General features: G+C 65.6%; 13 protein-coding genes. 2 read left to right on the forward strand and 11 right to left on the reverse strand.

Going from position 1 to position 16,781, the window contains the following annotated elements; translation table 11 throughout:
- Position 1 precedes the first annotated feature (1 nt).
- From hfq to dusB, 6 genes are all read right to left on the reverse strand, one after another.
- Positions 2–265, reverse strand: coding sequence for an RNA chaperone Hfq (hfq, locus tag ACETII_RS18195; RefSeq protein WP_363348374.1), 264 nt, complete (start codon positions 263–265; stop codon positions 2–4).
- 448 nt (positions 266–713) lie between these two features.
- Positions 714–2,078 carry a nitrogen assimilation response regulator NtrX gene (ntrX, locus tag ACETII_RS18200; protein WP_472786450.1) on the reverse strand — a complete coding sequence of 455 codons (1,365 nt, stop codon included), beginning with the start codon at positions 2,076–2,078 and terminating at the stop codon, positions 714–716.
- Positions 2,078–4,327, reverse strand: coding sequence for a sensor histidine kinase NtrY-like (locus ACETII_RS18205; protein ID WP_472786451.1), 2,250 nt, complete (start codon positions 4,325–4,327; stop codon positions 2,078–2,080). Before ACETII_RS18205 ends, ntrX begins: the two co-directional genes overlap by 1 nt.
- A gap of 235 nt (positions 4,328–4,562) precedes the next feature.
- Positions 4,563–6,035: a nitrogen regulation protein NR(I) gene (gene ntrC, locus ACETII_RS18210; RefSeq protein ID WP_472786452.1), complete on the reverse strand. Its 1,473-nt coding sequence runs from the start codon at positions 6,033–6,035 to the stop codon at positions 4,563–4,565.
- Positions 6,036–6,063: 28 nt separating this feature from the next.
- On the reverse strand, positions 6,064–7,239 hold the full coding sequence (locus tag ACETII_RS18215) for a two-component system sensor histidine kinase NtrB (RefSeq protein WP_472786453.1): 1,176 nt from the start codon (positions 7,237–7,239) through the stop codon (positions 6,064–6,066).
- Positions 7,236–8,282, reverse strand: a complete 1,047-nt coding sequence (gene dusB / locus ACETII_RS18220) for a tRNA dihydrouridine synthase DusB (RefSeq protein WP_472786454.1) — start codon at positions 8,280–8,282, stop codon at positions 7,236–7,238. Before dusB ends, ACETII_RS18215 begins: the two co-directional genes overlap by 4 nt.
- Positions 8,283–8,397: 115 nt before the next feature.
- Between dusB and ACETII_RS18225 the strand changes: the two genes are divergently transcribed.
- Together ACETII_RS18225 and arfB are read left to right on the forward strand one after the other, a co-directional pair.
- Positions 8,398–9,606: a bifunctional 2-C-methyl-D-erythritol 4-phosphate cytidylyltransferase/2-C-methyl-D-erythritol 2,4-cyclodiphosphate synthase gene (locus ACETII_RS18225; protein WP_472786455.1), complete on the forward strand. Its 1,209-nt coding sequence runs from the start codon at positions 8,398–8,400 to the stop codon at positions 9,604–9,606.
- 229 nt (positions 9,607–9,835) lie between these two features.
- Positions 9,836–10,258: an alternative ribosome rescue aminoacyl-tRNA hydrolase ArfB gene (gene arfB / locus ACETII_RS18230; protein WP_472788188.1), complete on the forward strand. Its 423-nt coding sequence runs from the start codon at positions 9,836–9,838 to the stop codon at positions 10,256–10,258.
- Positions 10,259–10,433: 175 nt separating this feature from the next.
- Here arfB and ACETII_RS18235 read toward each other — a convergent pair whose 3' ends face one another.
- From ACETII_RS18235 to dnaE, 5 genes are all read right to left on the reverse strand, one after another.
- A complete protein-coding gene (locus ACETII_RS18235; protein WP_363348388.1) occupies positions 10,434–10,904 on the reverse strand; it encodes a type II toxin-antitoxin system RatA family toxin in 471 nt (156 codons plus the stop codon).
- A 392-nt stretch (positions 10,905–11,296) separates the two neighbouring features.
- A complete protein-coding gene (locus ACETII_RS18240) occupies positions 11,297–11,455 on the reverse strand; it encodes a Flp family type IVb pilin (RefSeq protein WP_472786456.1) in 159 nt (52 codons plus the stop codon).
- Between the two features lie 169 nt (positions 11,456–11,624).
- Positions 11,625–12,611 (reverse strand): lipoyl synthase, encoded by a 987-nt coding sequence (gene lipA, locus ACETII_RS18245; RefSeq protein ID WP_472786457.1) that lies wholly within the window; start codon positions 12,609–12,611, stop codon positions 11,625–11,627.
- Positions 12,612–12,636: 25 nt separating this feature from the next.
- A complete protein-coding gene (locus tag ACETII_RS18250) occupies positions 12,637–12,978 on the reverse strand; it encodes a hypothetical protein (RefSeq protein WP_363348394.1) in 342 nt (113 codons plus the stop codon).
- A 323-nt stretch (positions 12,979–13,301) separates the two neighbouring features.
- Entirely contained in the window at positions 13,302–16,763 is a 3,462-nt protein-coding gene (dnaE, locus tag ACETII_RS18255) for a DNA polymerase III subunit alpha (RefSeq protein WP_472786458.1), read from the reverse strand.
- Positions 16,764–16,781: the final 18 nt, after the last annotated feature.

Below are 16,781 nucleotides of genomic sequence, written 5' to 3' on the forward strand. Positions count from 1 at the left end.
TCTACCGCTGCTTCTCCGCGGGCGCCTCGTCGTCGCCCGGCTCGAACATCTGGATCGGATGACCCGGCATGATGGTCGATATGGCGTGCTTATAGACGAGTTGCGAGTGACCATCGCGCCGCAGCAACAGGCAGAAATTGTCGAACCAGGTGACAATGCCCTGCAATTTCACCCCATTGACGAGGAAGATGGTGAGCGGAACTTTGTTTTTCCGAACGAAATTCAGAAATGTATCCTGAAGATTTTGCGAACGCTCCGACGACATCGGCTTTCCTGTTGTTTTTTGATTGAGCCGAGCGGTTTGAGGCCGCCCCCCGGTTATCGTTTGATTTTTGGCCTCCGCAGGCGCGCATTAGAACCCTTCGATTGACAGAGCGCAAGGCGGAATCGGGCACAAGGCGCGGGTTGCCGCACCGTGGGAGCGGGACCCCGCGCCTGCAGTTGAGGCCTATAAACATAGCCGCCAAACATAGCCGCAGCCACCAGTTGGAATATCAGCCAAGCTCGAGAGCGACAACCTCAGCGCGCTGAAAGCTGTTCCTTGCCGCGCCGGCCCCGCGTTCCAGGCGGTCGCCCCTCTGGGGCTTGGCGATCGCCCGTACCGCAGGTCGCCTCGGGCTCGAGGCCGGCGCCAACCTGCGACGGGGCCATTCGCTCACCTCTCCTCATCCTCATGAAGAGGATGAGGAGCTTTGCAAAAAAACTTGATTTTATTAGTCTATCTCGAGCGACTTCAGCTTCCTGTGGAGGGCCGAGCGCTCCATGCCGATAAATTCGGCGGTTCGTGAAATATTGCCGGAAAAGCGGTTGAGCTGAGCGACGAGATATTCGCGCTCGAAGACTTCGCGGGCTTCTCGCAGCGGCAGGCTCATCAGCTTTTCGCCCCTTACGCCCGCCGGCGTGGCCGGGACAAGTTCGCCGACGTCGGCCGGCAGCATCTCGGCCGTGATCGCGGCGCCCGGCTCTCCGGCGGTGAGAATCATCAGACGCTCGACGTTGTTCTTCAACTGCCGAATGTTTCCTGGCCAGTCATGCAACTGAAGGACCGCAAGCGCGTCCTCGGCGATTTTGCGCCGCGGCATGCCGGAGGCGAGCGACATGTTCTCCATGAAGTAGTCGATGAGGGCGGGAATGTCCTCCCGCCGCTCGGCGAGGGACGGCACCCGGATCGGCACAACCGCAAGTCGATGGAACAGGTCCTCGCGGAGCGTCCCCTCCTCTATGGCCGACGCGAGGTCCCGCGCCGAGGACGAAATCACGCGCACGTCCACCTGAACCTTGGTGGAGCCGCCGACGCGCTGGAAGGTCTGGTCGACCAGCACGCGCAGGATCTTGGCCTGCGTGTCCTTGGGCATGTCGGCGATCTCGTCGAGGAACAGCGTGCCGCCGTGCGCCTCTTCCAGCGCGCCGATCTTGCGCTCGCCGTCCGCCCCTTCGCGCCCAAAGAGCTCGATCTCCATGTTTTCCGGCGTAATCGTCGCGGAATTGATGACCACGAAGGGCCCGCCGGCGCGCTGCGAGGCGTCGTGGATGCACCGCGCCGCCAGCTCCTTTCCCGTGCCGGGAGCGCCGGTGATGAGCACGCGGGAGTTCACCGGCGCGACGCGGGCGATGAGCTGCTGAAGCTGATTCGCCGCCGGCGACGAGCCGACGATGCGGTCGAAGGCCCCGGCCCGCTGGCGCAACGCCGAGAGTTCGCGGCGCAGCTGATAGGCCTCGAGCGCGCGCTCGGCGACGAGCACGAGACGGTCCGCCTTGAACGGCTTCTCGATGAAGTCGTAAGCGCCGATCTTGATGGCGCTGACCGCGGTCTCGATGTTGCCGTGGCCGGAAATCATGACCACGGGAAGGCCCTTGTGCTGCTTTTGAATCTGCTCCAGCACCTGCAACCCGTCGAGCCGCGAGCCTTGCAGCCAGATATCGAGGAAAATCAGATGCGGCCGCCGCGCAGCGACCGCCGCCAGCGCCTCGTCGGCGTCCTTGGCGGTCCGCGTCCCATGACCTTCGTCGCCTAAAATGCCTGCGACCAATTCACGAATGTCTGCTTCGTCGTCGACGATAAGAATGTCGCTCGCCATCAGGCCCCGCTCGTTTCAGTAGATATTTCGGTCTCAGGCTGGTTTTCGACGCTGTCGGCCAGCGGCAGGATGAGCCGCACGCATGCCCCCCGACCCGACGGCGCATCGAGGAGCTCCAGCCGCCCGCCGTGATCCTCTATGATCTTGGCGACAATAGGCAGGCCGAGGCCTGTGCCGTCGGCGCGCGTCGTCATATACGGCTCGAGCAGCCGCTGACGGTTCATCGCCGGGAAGCCCTTTCCATTGTCGATGACGTCGATCTCGGCCATGCCGTCGCGGCGCGAAACCTTGATCTCCACCCGTCCCTTGTCGGCCGCGTCCGGCTCTTCGCGGGCGGCGATGCCTTCCGTCGCGTTCTTGATAATGTTGGTGAGCGCTTGGGACAGCAGCCGCCGGTCGAACTGCGCGTAGAGCGGCGTATCCGCGTGGGTCTCGACGATGTCGATGTCGGCGTTGCCGACGCGCATCAGAAAGGCCACCTGACGCACGCATTCATTGAGGTCGTCCCGCTCCGGCCGCGCCTTGGGCATGCGCGCGAAAGAGGAGAACTCGTCGACCATGCGCTTGATGTCGTCGACCTGGCGCACGATCGTGTCGGTGCACTGGTCGAATATCTCCCGATCCTGCTGGATGAGCTTGCCATACTTGCGCTTGAGGCGTTCGGCGGAGAGCTGGATCGGCGTCAGCGGATTTTTGATCTCATGAGCGATGCGGCGCGCGACGTCGGCCCAGGCCGAGGTGCGCTGCGCCGTGACGAGATCGGTTATGTCGTCCAGCGTCACGACGAAGCTCGGATGGCCCTCCCCGGCCCGCCGGGCTGAGGTGACGCGGATATTGAAGGTTCGCTCCGCCGCGCCGCGCTTGATGGTGATCTGGCTCTGAACCGCGCGCGGAAACAGCTCCATGGCGTCGGTCAGGAGCGGCGCGATCTCGGGCATGACCTCGGCGATGCTCGCGCCGACCGTCGCCTGCCCCTTGGCGTCGTTGAGCGACAGCTCCTCGGCCGTGCGGTTCAAGATGGTGACGACGCCGTCGGCGTCGACGCCCATCACCGCCGCCGGCACGCCGGCGAGAACCGCCTCGGTGAATTCGCGGCGCTCGTCGTTGAGCCGGTTGGCCTCGAGCAGCCGGCGCTGCTGAAGGTTGAGCTCTGTCGTCATATTATTGAAGACGTCGCCGAGCCTGGCCAGTTCGCCGTGGGTGCGGGCGACCTTGACCCGAACGCCGAGATTGCCCGACGAGACCTGATCGGTCGCGGCGATGAGGGTGCGGATCGGCGACACGAGTCGGTCGGCGAAATCGAGCCCGAACCAGATCGACGACAGCAGCATGACGGTCGTCAGCAGCGCATACATCTGCACAAAGGCGCGCTGCACCTCGGCGCGGTAGCTGTCGAACTCGTCGTAGCGGTTGATGAGCATGTCGGCCTGCTTGGGGAATTCGACCGCAAAGGGGTCGATCGGCCGGGTCACGTAAAGAAAGGTGTTCTCGAAGGCGCTCAGCGCTCGCAGCGCGACGAAGCTCTTCCCGTCGTCGATCATCAGACAGAGCGGCTCGCCCTTGCGCGCATTGTCGAATTCCGACTGAGGCGGGGCGATAATGATGGCCGAGGCGTTTTTGGAGACGTCGACGCGGTCGATGATCTCGCCGTTGGACTTGACCAGCGCGGCGACCGAGAAGCCCAGGAAATTGGCGCGCGACGCGAAAATCTGGCGGAAGTAATTGCGGTCGGTGATGAACAGCACCCGCGCCCGGTCGAGATCGGAGGCGGTCAACTGCGCCTCCTGCAGCAGCGCCTGACACTGGCTCGACTGGAAGGCCTGCGCCGCCTGCGCCGTATTGTGGACGAAGACCTTTACGCTCGACATGAAGGCGGGATTGAGCGCGCGCTCCAGGGTTATCGAGCCGGCGATGGCGAGGAGGATCGCCGGGATGAGGGCGATGACCGAAAAAACGCCGACGATGCGCACATGCAGCCGCGCCGCCGCTTCGCCCCGTCGCCAGACGCGGTAGAGCCGCGTCGCCTTGGCGATCACCATCACCAGCAGGACGGTGAGGAAAACGCCATTGGCGACAAGCAGGGCGATCAGCCGGTCGTCGGTGGGCGACACCACGCCCACTTTGGCCGTCACCAGAAATGTGGCGAGCGCGCAGCCGACCGCGCCGACAACCACGACGGGTCCGAACCAGGCGCGAGGACCCGCAACCTTGCCGTTATCGGTAAGCGCCTGTTCGCCGGCCTGCTCCATGGCGAAAACTATATGCCGGAGGCGTCACTGTTGCAAATGTGCAACGGACATAACTACGCTTTGCACAGGTGATTTTCGGCTCCGGAGATTGACAGCGCCCCCGCCTCGGCCAGCCCCGCTTCGCGGGAGTGGGGGCGGATCGTGGCCTTTAACGAGGCGGGTCGCTCTCCGCCTCGATGAAAGTCTAGCCTCGGCCCTCTGCAAAAGAAGGTCGGGGCTTGCAAGCCGAGCGCCGTCAGCGCGGGGAGCGCATCAGCCGGATATCGAGGTCGTTGACTTTCTTGCGCAAGGTGTTGCGGTTCAGGCCGAGAAGCTCGGCAGCCTTGATCTGATTGCCGCGCGTCGCCGCCAAGGCGGCGGAGATCAACGGGATTTCGATCTCCCGGATGACTCGGTGATAAAGCCCCGGCGGCGGCAAGCCGTCGCCGCAATCACGGAACAGCTTGGCGAGATGCTGCTCGACCGAGGTCGAGAGCGTCTGTCCGCTCTCCAGCTCGCGCTGCGCCGCGGCGCCATTGCCTGTGGGCTTTTCCGCAACCGTCTGGCGCAGCTCATGGTCGAGCTCGGCCTCGACCAGCGCGTCGGAAATCACTTCCTGCGGATGCAGCGCGGCGAGGCGGCGGATCAGGTTCTCCAATTCGCGAATATTGCCGGGCCAGCGATATTTCTTCATCCGGTCGAGCGCCGCCTGCTCGATATATTTCTGCGGCAGGCCCTCGCTCGCCGCCACCTTGAAGAAGTGATGCACGAGGTCGGGGATATCTTCGGTGCGCTCGCGCAGCGGCGGCAGTCGCAGCGGCACGACGTTGAGCCGGAAGTAAAGGTCTTCGCGGAACAGGCCCTGCTGGATCAGAATGCGCAGGTCCTTGTTGGTCGCGGCGATGATGCGGACGTTGGTCTTGATCGGCGTGCGGCCGCCGACCGTCGTATATTCGCCCTGCTGAAGCACGCGCAGAAGGCGCGTTTGCGCCTCCATCGGCATGTCGCCGATCTCGTCGAGGAAGAGCGTGCCGCCCTCCGCCTGTTCGAAGCGGCCGGCGGAGCGCTGATTGGCGCCGGTGAAGGCGCCCTTCTCATGGCCAAACAGCTCGCTTTCGATGAGATCGCGCGGGATCGCCGCCATGTTGACGGCGACGAAGGGACCCTTCTTGCGCTTGCCGTAATCGTGCAGCGCGCGGGCCACGAGCTCCTTGCCGGTGCCCGACTCGCCGTTGATCATCACGGTCAGATCGGTCTGCATCAGCCGCGCGAGCGAGCGGTAGATCTCCTGCATCGCCGGCGAGCGCCCGACGAGGGGCATGCCCTCCATCTCCTCGGGGCGCTCCTCCTCGCCGCTCTTGCGCGGCTCGGCCATGGCGCGCCCGACGATGCCGACAAGCTCCTTCAGGTCGAAGGGCTTGGGTAGATAGTCATAGGCTCCCCGCTCGGACGCGCGGATCGCGGTCATGAAGGTGTTTTGCGCGCTCATGACGATGATGGGCAGCTCGGGCCTGAGCTTCTTGATGCGGGGCAGAAGCTCGAAGGCGTTTTCGTCCGGCATCACCACGTCCGTGACGACGAGATCGCCCTCGCCGGATTGCACCCAGCGCCACAAGGTTGCGGCCGTGCCGGTGGTGCGGACCTCGTAACCCGCCCGCGACAGCGCTTGCGCAACGACGGTGCGAATGGCGGCGTCGTCGTCGGCGACCAGTATTTCGCCTCTCGTCATCAAAGCATTCTCCTGCGAACGCAAATCCTCATGAACGCCTGTCCCCCTGCTGCTCCGCCTGTTTGGCGCGATACATCGGCATCAGGATTCGAAAGGTCGTGCGTCTGGGAAGGGAGTCGCATTCAATAACGCCGCCGTGGTCGTTGACGATCTTGGCGACCAGTGCAAGACCGAGGCCAGTCCCGGACGCTTTTGTGGTCACAAAGGGATCAAAGAGATGCGCGGCGATATCGTCCGGCACGCCCGGGCCGTTGTCGCGCACGCAGAACTCGAGCGGCAGCCCGACGGGGCTCCTTGCGCCGAGCGCGCGCAGGCTCACCCCGGGGCGAAACGCGGTCGACAGCTCAATTTCGCCATCCACCGCGTCGTGGCCAATCGCCTCCGCGGCGTTCTTGACGAGATTGAGGAAGGCCTGAATGAGCTGGTCGCGATTGGCGTGCACCGGCGGCAGCGACGGGTCGTAATTCTCCACAAATCTGATCCGCCGCGCGAAGCCGCTCTGCGCCACCTGCTTCACATGATCCAGCACCGAATGAATATTGACGCGCTCGCGCTTGAGTGGCCGGGCGTCGGAAAAGACCTCCATTCGGTCGACGAGCCGGACAATGCGGTCGGTTTCCTCGCAGATCAGCCGCGTCAGCGCCCGGTCCGCGTCGGAGAGGCCGCTTTCTAGGAGTTGAGCCGCGCCGCGGATGCCCGACAGCGGATTCTTGATTTCATGCGCGAGCATGGAAGCTAGCCCGGAAACTGAGCGAACTGCCCCGCGGTGGCTGAGCTGCCTGTCTATTTTGTCGGCAATTGTACGTTCCTGCAGCACGACCAGCACCAAACCCTCGACGTCCGCCAGCGGCGCGCAATGCACGTCGACGCGGCGGTCGCCTTCCTGCCCGGGCCGGCCGAGGTCGACTTTATATTCGTTGATCGCCGCGCCGCGGTCGCGAACATGCTGGATCAGCGTGATGAGCGGCGAGCCGAAGGGCAGCAGTCGCTCGATCTTCTGGCCGATGAGCAGCGGCTTGCCCAATTCGAAAAAAGACTCGGCGGCCGCGTTGGCGTCTTCGATGACCCCCTCGCGGGAGACGGTGAGAATGGCGTTGGGGAGCGCCTCGAGCACGCAGCTGCGGCCGCGCTCGTCGATAATCTTGAGCGGGGCGAATTCCTTGTGGCGGGCGTCGTCGCGTCCGGAGCGATCCGACAGGCTCATGCGGCGGCCTCTTGCATACCTGAAGTAAAGATGGCGTCGATCAGGCGGAACGCCTCCTGTGGGCAATTGGCCGTCACGAGCGCGCGGCGCAGATCGGCGATCTGCGCGCCGGCGGCGCCGAAGGCGTCGTCGACATAGGCGGCGAGGTGTTTGCGGGCGTGACGCAGCCCCGGCACGGCGCCCATCTGACTCAACAGCCCGTCGAGATGCGCGCGCGCCGCCTCGCCCCGCGCCTCGAACGCCGGCGTCGCCCGGAGCCGGCCAGTCGCAAGGTAATGCGCGACATCGCCGACGAGCCAGGGGCGTCCCTGCGCGGCGCGGCCGATCATGACAGCGTCGGCGCGCGAGGCCTTCAGCATTGCGGCGGCGTCCTCGGGGCTCCGGCAATCGCCGTTGGCGACAACCGGAATCGACACGGCCCGCTTGACCTCGGCGATCGCCGACCAGTTGGCGGCGCCGGTATAGAACTGCTGGCGGGTGCGGCCATGTACGGTGACGAGCGCGGCCCCTTCGGCTTCGGCGCGGCGCGCAAGTTCCGGGGCGTTTCGCGCGGCGTCATCCCAGCCGAGCCGCATCTTCACGCTGATCGGCGCGCGGATCGCGGCCCGCGCCGCGGCAATGAGCGCCGCCGCCTGGTCGAGGTCGCGCATAAGCGCGGCGCCGGCGAGCCCGCCGGTCACACGCTTGCACGGGCAGCCCATATTGATGTCCACCCAATCGGCGCCGGCGTCCTCCGCATGCTTCGCCGCGACGGCGATCTCCGACGGAGTGCGCGCGGCGATCTGAATCACGCGCGGCGCCGAATTTGTATCGCCAGACTGGCCAAGCCGCAGCGCGGTCTCGCGGTCGCCGCGCGCGACTCCGGCCGCGGTGATCATTTCGCTGACGGTGACGCTGGCGCCGTAGCGTTCGGCGATCCGCCGCATGGCCGGGTCAGTCACACCCGCCATGGGCGCGAGGAAAGCGCGCCCGGAAAGCCTAATGGCGCCAACCCGCAACTCAGGCTGGGCCGCATCGGAGCCCATTATTTCGGCATTATTCATCTTGCACACAGCATAAGCAGCGCTCTTCGCACTTGCAACATGACTTTTTGTCACCCCTGCCGCGCTTCTGAGACGGGCATTTGACGCGACGTGAGAAAAGCGACACAGAGCGGCGATGGCCGCTCGAACCGAACTCTCTATTCTCGTCGTCGCCGGCGGGCGCGGTTCACGCGCCGGCCAAGGCCTACCCAAGCAATATCGCAAGCTCGCCGGCAAGAGCGTGCTCGCGCGCACGCTGGAGGCGATGCACGCCGCCGCGCCGGCCGCAAGATTGACAGTCGTCATTCATCCGGACGACCAGGCGCTCTACGCCGAGACCGTCTCGGAACTCGCCGCATCGGCGCGCGCCGCGCTCTCGGCGCCCGCGCTTGGCGGCGCGTTGCGGCAGGAGAGCGTCCGCAACGGACTTGAGGCCATCGGCCGAGAAGGCGAGCCCGAGATCGTGCTCGTTCACGACGCCGCGCGCCCCTTCGCCGACCCCGGGCTCGTCGCCCGCGCCATTGAAGCCGCGCGCGCGCATGGCGCCGCCGTTCCGGGCGCGCCGCTCAACGATACGGTGAAGGAGGTCGACGCCAATGGTTTCGTGGTCGCGACGCCGGACCGGGCGCGGATGCGCGCCGTGCAAACCCCCCAGGCGTTCCGCTTTTCGCTGATCCTCGCCGCCCATCGCGCCGCCGCGGCCGGCGGGCGCGAATATACCGACGACGCCATGATCGCCGAGGCGGCCGGTTGCGCCGTTCACGTCTTCGACGGCGACCCGCAGAATTTCAAACTCACGACGCCACAGGATTTCGCCCGCGCCATGGAACAGCTCAAAGCCCCTTCCCTCGCCGACCTGCCCGACGTGCGCATGGGCCAGGGCTATGACGTCCACGCCTTCGCCGCGGGCGACAAGGTCTGGCTCGGTGGCGTCGCCATCCCCCACAGCCATGCGCTCGCGGGACATTCGGACGCCGACGTTCTGATGCACGCCGTCACCGACGCCGTGCTCGGCGCGATTGCCGAGGGCGACATTGGGGCGCATTTCCCGCCCTCGGATCCGCAATGGAAAGGCGCCGCTTCCGAAATCTTTCTTGTCCACGCCTGCAGGCTCGTGCGCGAACGCGGCGGGATGATCGCCCATATCGACGCGACGGTCGTCTGCGAGGCGCCGAAGATCGGCCCGCATCGCGAGGCGATCCGGGCCAGCCTGGCGCGGATCATGGGGCTCGACATCGGCCGCGTGGCGATCAAGGCGACGACGACGGAGAAGCTCGGGTTTACCGGCCGCGGCGAGGGGATCGCGGCTCTGGCCATCGCGACCGTACGGCTGCCGGAGGGCTAAGCTCGGTCCTGCCTGCGCCTCCCATCGACCGGAAAGCTAAGCCCACCGTGGCGATCCAGTTCGCGACGGGCCGGCCAGACGGCTGCCGATTGTCCGCCAAACCGCGCGTTATAACGTTTGTAATATCCACGCTTGTTTGAACGGACGTTAGAACAGTCGTCGATCTTGACAATCCATTGCCGCCGATCGCCGATACGTCACGCACGACCGCCCGAAAGGCATCGACATGATGATCCGCGTCACCCCATCCCTCTGGCTCGAAGACTGGGAAATCTCACTCGAGTTTCTGCGCGCCTCGGGGCCGGGCGGACAGAATGTGCAGAAGGTCGAGACCGCCGTGCGCCTGCGCTTCGACGTGAGGCGATCGCCCAGTCTTTCCGAAGGCGTCAAGGCGCGGCTCGAGCGTCTGGCGGGCGCGCGGCTCACCAAGGACGGCGTCATCGTCATCGAGGCGCAGCGCCATCGGACGCAGGAGCGCAACCGGGCCGATGCGCTGGAGCGTCTTCTCGAATTGATCCGTGAAGCGGCCGCCCCGCCGCCGCCGCCTCGGCGCAAGACAAAACCAACGCTCGGCTCGAAGATCCGCCGGCTCGAGGGCAAGAAGCTGCGCGGCGGCGTCAAGGCGTTGCGCACGAAACCTGCGCAGGATTGAGAGGCGCACACGCGCCCCGCCTTACCCGGCCTCCCCCCGGACGCGGATGAGGGCAGCGTAGGCGGCGCTTTATGTTTTCCATAAATTGGCGTGCAATTACGTAAAACATAAAAGCCAGGAGCTGGGGACGCAGCTCCAGCTTGGGCCAACGCTACGAGCGGAACACGCGGCTCGGCTAGCGCCGTCCGTAAATCTGGTCGGCGCGCTTTACGAAAGCGTCGGCGTATTTTTGAAAAGCCTTGTCGAACATGGCGCCCATGACGAGCCCGAGCGCCATGCTCTTGAACTCATAGGCGATGAAAAAGTCGATGATCGAGCGCGGCTTGCCGTCGGGGCCCGGCGCCTCCTCGCGGAAGCACCATCGATTGTCGAGCTTACGGAACGGTCCGTCGATATAGCCGACCTTTACCTCGAGCTTGTTCGAGTCGCAGGTCACGCGGCTGGTGTAGCGCTCGCAAATCGCCTTGAATCCGACTTGCATCTCAGCCACGAGCTCGACGACCCCCGGCGCGACCTCGGTGCGCCGTCGGACCTTCATCGCTTCGCAGAGCGGCACGAACTGTGGATAGGTCTCGATGTCGCAAACAAGCGCGAACATGTCGGCGGCGCTGTGGGCGGCGTGGCGGCGCGTGCGGAAGCTTTTCATAAGATCGGGGTTTTAAGCGATTTCAGCGCCGGAGGAAACGTCGCCGGCGCGCTGAGTCCGACGATGGCGAATTCGTCGCGACGACCGCCCCGAAGGCGGGCGCGGGGGCGCAAGCGGATCCAGCCCGCGCATAGGCTCGGGCCGCCCCCTGCTCCTATCCCGGCCGAGCGGCTTCGCGTTCGCCGACCCCCGCTGAAGGCCCGGACTGGCCTTCAGCGCGGGGCGAGACAGTGAGTGTCGCAGGCGACGGCTCTCGCGGAACTGCGCGCTCCGCGGTGCGACCGTCGCTTCTGCGCGTTTCCGTAACCGTCCCCCGCAGCTTCGCGGCCACCGTCTCATGGTCTGCCGGCCAAGGGGACTCCCGAGCCCGCAGCTTGACGATCGAGCGAGAGCTACAGATTGCCCGTGATATTGGCGAAGGTCGCCGAGAGTTTGGTGCCCAAGGTCCTGGACGCGGAGATGATGGCGACGCCGAGCAGCGCCGACAACAGGCCGTATTCGATCGCCGTCGCGCCAGAATCGTCGGCCATAAACTTTTTGAACCCGTTCATTTTCGCAAGCTCCGTATCAGCTTCAGCCGTCAGTATGCGGCTTCGATGCACCCTAGGCGCCAAAGGTCACGGTCAAGTTAATGAAATGGCCTCAAACCGAGTTAGACGCGGGCTTTGGGCCATTCCGCAAAGGGACCATCAAGTAAGGTTTAAGGCGGGGCGCGGCGGCTCAGCGGCCCGCGCCGTCCGCCGCCCGCGACGCGGCGCGCGCCAACCGCAGCCGCTCGAAATCCTCGCCCGCGTGATGCGACGAGCGCGTCAGCGGCGAGGCGGCGACATAGGCAAAGCCCTTTGCGAAGGCGAGCGCCTTATAGGCTTCGAACTCCTCCGGCGTGACGAAACGGGCGACCGGGTGGTGCTTGCGGGTCGGCTGGAGATATTGGCCCAGCGTGATGAAGTCGATCTCGGCCGAGCGCATGTCGTCCATGACCTGCATGACCTCGTTGCGGGTCTCGCCGAGGCCGAGCATCAGCCCGGATTTGGTGAAAAGCTGCGGGTTCAGCTCCTTGGCGCGCTGCAGCAGACGCAGGGAGTGGAAGTAGCGCGCGCCAGGGCGAACAGTCACATAAAGAGACGGCACGGTTTCGAGATTGTGGTTGAAGACATCGGGCCCCGCCGCGACCACGCGCTCCAGCGCGCCGTCCTTGCGCAGGAAATCGGGCGTGAGCACCTCGATCGTCGTGCCGGGACACGACGCCCGGATCGCCAGGATGGTTCTGGCAAAGTGGTCGGCGCCGCCGTCCGCCAAGTCATCGCGGTCGACCGACGTGACGACGACATGGGAAAGCCCGAGGGCTTTTGTCGCCTCCGCCACCCTGCCCGGCTCGTCCGCGTCGAGCGGCGCCGGCAGTCCGGTCGCGACGTTGCAGAAGGCGCAGGCGCGGGTGCACACCTCCCCCATGATCATGAAGGTCGCGTGCTTCTTCTCCCAGCATTCGCCAATGTTGGGACAGGCGGCTTCCTGGCAGACCGTCGCGAGGCCGGCGCCCTTCAGCAGCGCGCTGGTTTCGGCCCAGGCTTTCGAGCCCGGCGCCTTTACCCTGATCCACGGCGGCTTGCGCAACACGGGCTGGTCCGGCCGCGCCGCTTTTTCGGGGTGACGCAGCGCGCCGGTTCTGGGACGCGGATCGTTATTCAAAAGATCGATGACGGGCACAGGGAGCCTCCCCCTGCGCCTTTATCTAGGCGCTGAACCGGCCAAGAGCAATGTGATCCGGTCCGTCAGGCCGCTCGGGATGCCGCCGACGCCAAGCGTAGCACAAGGCGGCGGCGCCGATCAGACCGCCGGCCAGCGCGACTCCACCGCCCCGCGGGACCTGCCCTAACAGGCAGGCGGCTTCACTGCCGAGCCAGGCGCCGCAGACGCCCATGATGGCGACCGCCGGCGATAAGGCTCTCAGTCGCAGCGGCCGCGCGCAGACGAGAACCCAGCCGACGGCGAGACCGATCAGCACAAAGGCGGCGAACTGTACGTGCGGAGAGGACGCTGAAGCGCCAAGCGCTGCGTCCAGCAAATCGTCCATGATTGTCCCCCGGGGAGCGCCTCGTCCAGACGCGGCGGCGCGACCATTAACGTCCGACGCGCCGCCGCGTTCCGCTTGAACAGAAGCATCTGCGGAAGCGTCGTCGCCGCTTCGGGACCAATCCATGAAAGGCCGTACCGACCGCGTTGCCCCCGGCGCCGGCGCGGGCGATCTTAGGATCCCCGCCGACCGTGGAACGCCGCACGCAACGCAATATTTAGCTGCGGGGACTTGAGAAAGAGGATCAAGATATTTATCCGCTTTAAAAACAATAGTTTGTGACTTAAACTTCTTCTAGAGCATGAACTTCATGCAAAGGATGATCAAAGATATTCGACCTCCAGCACGCCCGGGATCTCCCGGAGGGCGGCGGCGATCTCGGCAGTGACCGGATAGCCGCCAGGCAGACGAATTTCGATCTCTTCGGGCGCAATCTCCCGCCTGATCAGGACGGAGACTTCGCCCTCCCCCTTTCCAACAATCTTGCTCTTGATCCCGCTGATCGGCTCCTGATCCCCGACGATGACCCGCAAACCGCGATGCGCGCGGGACGCGGCGGCAGCCAGCGGCTCGACTGTGACGATGCGGGCGCGCACGTCGTCGCCCTCGACCGCGGCGGAAAGCGTGATCAGAACCGCTGCGCCCTTCTCCAGCGCGTCGCGATACTGGTTGAGCCCCTCCTGGAAGAGAATGGCCTCGTACTGGCCAGACGTGTCCGAGAGCTGGACGATGCCCATCTTGGAGCCGGACTTGGTGCGGCGCTCGGCGCGGTCCAGAACCACCGCCGCGAGCCGCCCGGCGGTGGCGCCTTTCTTCACGTCAAGGACGAATTCCGCCCATCGCGACACTCTCAATTTGGGTAGGAGGCTCGCATAGGAATCGAGCGGGTGGCCGGAGAGGAAGAACCCCGCCGCTTCATACTCGCGCCGCAGCCTCTCCCCTGCCGACCAATGCGGGACCTTGGGCAGCACGAGGTCGTCCGCCTCGGCCTCGCCAAAGAGGGCGTTCTGCCCGGCCTTGCGGTCCTCGGCATGGCGGTTGGCGGTGGCGAGGACGGCCTCGATGGCGGCGAAGGCGCGGGCGCGATTGGGCTCCAGCTCGTCGAAGGCCCCGCAGGCGGCGAGATTTTCGAGCACCTTCTTGTTCACTTCGCGTGGATTGATCCGGCGCGCGAAGTCCGAGAGGCTCGTGAAGGGGCGGTCGCCGCGCGCGCGGACGATCGATTCAGCCTGCCCCTCGCCGACGCCCTTGATGGCGGAGAGCGCATAGCGGATCGTGAGCTGGCCCTCGGCGCCGGGAGCGACGTCGAAATCGACGCCCGAGCGCTTGATCGACGGCGGTTCGACGGCGATGCCGAGCCGGCGCGCCTCGTCCCGGAACTCGGCCAGCTTGTCGGTCTGGCTCTTGTCGAAGGTCATGGAGGCGGCGAGGAACTCCGCCGGATAATGGGCCTTGAACCAGGCGGTCTGATAGGCGATCAGCGCATAGGCTGCGGCGTGCGACTTGTTGAACCCGTAGTCGGCGAATTTGGCGAGCAGGTCGAAGATGAAATTGGCGCGATCGGCCTTCACCTCCCGCTCGACCGCGCCTTTGACGAAGCGTTCGCGCTGGGCGTCCATCTCGGCCTTGATCTTCTTGCCCATGGCGCGGCGGAGCATGTCGGCTTCGCCCAGCGTGTAGCCGGAGAGCACCTGGGCGATCTGCATCACCTGTTCCTGATAGATGATGACGCCGAAGGTCTCCTTCAGAATGGGCTCGATCTTCGGGTGGTAGTAATCCGCCTCCTCGTCGCCGAGCTTGACCGCGCAATAAGTGGGGATATTGGCCATCGGGCCCGGCCGGTAGAGCGCGACGAGGGCGATGATGTCCTCGAAGCGATCGGCGTGCATCTCCACCAGCGCCTTGCGCATGCCGGCGCTTTCAAGCTGGAACACGCCCACGGTCTCGCCGCGCCCGAGCATGGCGTAGGTTTCCTTGTCGTCGAGCGGAACCTTGGCGAGGTCGAAGTCCGGATCGCGGCGGCGGGCGAGCTGGCCCGCCATGGCCAGCACCGTCAGGGTCTTCAGGCCCAGGAAGTCGAATTTGATGAGGCCCGCAGGCTCCACCCATTTCATGTTGAACTGGGTCGCCGGCATGTCGGATTTCGGGTCGCGGTAGAGCGGCGTCACCTCGTGCAGCGGCCGATCGCCAATCACCACGCCGGCGGCGTGAGTAGAGGCGTTGGAATAGAGTCCTTCGAGCGCCCCGGCGATTTTGAAGAGCCGCGCCACCCGCTCGTCCTGTTCGGCGGCCTCTCTCAGCTTCTGCTCGCCGGCGAGGGCTTCCGCGAGCGTTACGGGCTTCGCCGGGTTCTGGGGCACGAGCTTGGCGAGCTTGTCGACCTGGCCGAGCGGCATTTCGAGCACGCGGCCGACGCTGCGCAGGACGCCGCGGGCGAGGAAGGAGCCAAAGGTGATGATCTGCGCCACCCGGTCGGCCCCGTAGCGGTCGCGGACATAGTCGATCACCTCCCCGCGCCGCGTCTGGCAGAAGTCGATGTCGAAGTCCGGCATCGACACGCGCTCGGGATTGAGGAAGCGCTCGAAGAAAAGCCCGAAGCGCAGCGGGTCGAGATCGGTGATGGTCAGCGCATAGGCGACGAGCGAGCCCGCGCCCGAGCCGCGCCCCGGCCCCACCGGAATCCCCTGCGCCTTGGCGTATTTGATGAAATCGGAGACGATCAGAAAATAGCCGGGAAACCCCATCTTCTCGATCGTCGAGAGCTCGAAGTCGAGGCGGGCCGAATAGTCGTCGCGGGTGAAACCCTCGGCCGGGCCGTGGGCCGCGAGCCGCGCCATGAGCCCCTCGGTCGCCTGGCGGCGAAGCTCCGCGGCCTCCACCTCGGTCAAGGAGCGATCGTCCGGCGCGTCGCTCAAGAAGCGCGGCATGATCGGCTTGCGGGTCTTCGGGCGGAAGCTGACGCGGCGCGCGATTTCGATCGTATTGGCCGTGGCTTCCTCGAGATCCGCGAACAACGCGCGCATCTCGCCGCGCGTCTTGAAATAATGCTCGGGCGTCACCCGGCGCCGGTCGGCGACGCTCGTCACCGTGCCCTCTGCGATGCAGAGCAGCGCGTCATGGGCCTCGAAATCGCCGCGCGCGGCAAAATAAGGCTCGTTGGTCGCGACCAGCGGCGCGCCCCGGCGATAGGCCAGGTCGAGAAGTTGCGGCTCGACCTCCTGCTCGATCGGAAGCTTGTGGCGCTGGAGTTCGACATAGAGTCGATCGCCATACAAGCCGAGCAGCGTCTCCAGCCGCGCCTTGGCGATCTCCGCCTGCCCTGCCGCAAACATGCGGTCGAGCGGCCCGTCGGGCCCGCCGGTGAGCGCAATCAGCTCGGCCGCGTCTTCGGCCAGCACCGCGAGCGTCACATGGGGTTCGTCGCCCGCCGCGGTGTCGAGATAGGCGCGCGAGGCGACGCGCATGAGATTGAGATAGCCGGTCTCGGACTTGGCGAGCAGGACGATATTGCCCTTGCCCTCGTCGCGCCCCGCCGGGCCGGAGGTCTTCGCGTCGCCGAAATCCACGCGCAGCTGCACGCCGGCGATGGGCTGAATGCCGGCCTTGGCCACCTTTTCGGAAAATTCCAAGGCCGCGAAGAGATTATTGGTGTCGGTGACGGCGAGCGCCGCCTGTTCGTCCCGCGCGGCGAGATCGATCAGCTTGCCGATCGTCAGCGCCCCCTCGCGGAGCGAAAAAGCGGTGTGGAGATGGAGGTGGACGAAGCCAGCGTTTCCCGCGCTCATGCCAGGAGTCTAATGACT

Source organism: Methylocystis sp. NC52PC, from assembly GCF_055698645.1.

Coding starts and splice junctions, on each gene's coding strand:
- ACETII_RS18235 (WP_363348388.1), bottom strand. CDS start 10,904: ATGAAAAGCTTCCGCACGCGCCGCCACGCCGCCCACAGCGCCGCCGAC.
- hfq (WP_363348374.1), bottom strand. CDS start 265: ATGTCGTCGGAGCGTTCGCAAAATCTTCAGGATACATTTCTGAATTTC.
- arfB (WP_472788188.1), top strand. CDS start 9,836: ATGATCCGCGTCACCCCATCCCTCTGGCTCGAAGACTGGGAAATCTCA.
- ACETII_RS18250 (WP_363348394.1), bottom strand. CDS start 12,978: ATGGACGATTTGCTGGACGCAGCGCTTGGCGCTTCAGCGTCCTCTCCG.
- ntrX (WP_472786450.1), bottom strand. CDS start 2,078: ATGGCGAGCGACATTCTTATCGTCGACGACGAAGCAGACATTCGTGAA.
- dusB (WP_472786454.1), bottom strand. CDS start 8,282: ATGAATAATGCCGAAATAATGGGCTCCGATGCGGCCCAGCCTGAGTTG.
- ACETII_RS18240 (WP_472786456.1), bottom strand. CDS start 11,455: ATGAACGGGTTCAAAAAGTTTATGGCCGACGATTCTGGCGCGACGGCG.
- dnaE (WP_472786458.1), bottom strand. CDS start 16,763: ATGAGCGCGGGAAACGCTGGCTTCGTCCACCTCCATCTCCACACCGCT.
- ntrC (WP_472786452.1), bottom strand. CDS start 6,035: ATGACGAGAGGCGAAATACTGGTCGCCGACGACGACGCCGCCATTCGC.
- ACETII_RS18205 (WP_472786451.1), bottom strand. CDS start 4,327: ATGGAGCAGGCCGGCGAACAGGCGCTTACCGATAACGGCAAGGTTGCG.
- ACETII_RS18225 (WP_472786455.1), top strand. CDS start 8,398: ATGGCCGCTCGAACCGAACTCTCTATTCTCGTCGTCGCCGGCGGGCGC.
- ACETII_RS18215 (WP_472786453.1), bottom strand. CDS start 7,239: ATGAGCCTGTCGGATCGCTCCGGACGCGACGACGCCCGCCACAAGGAA.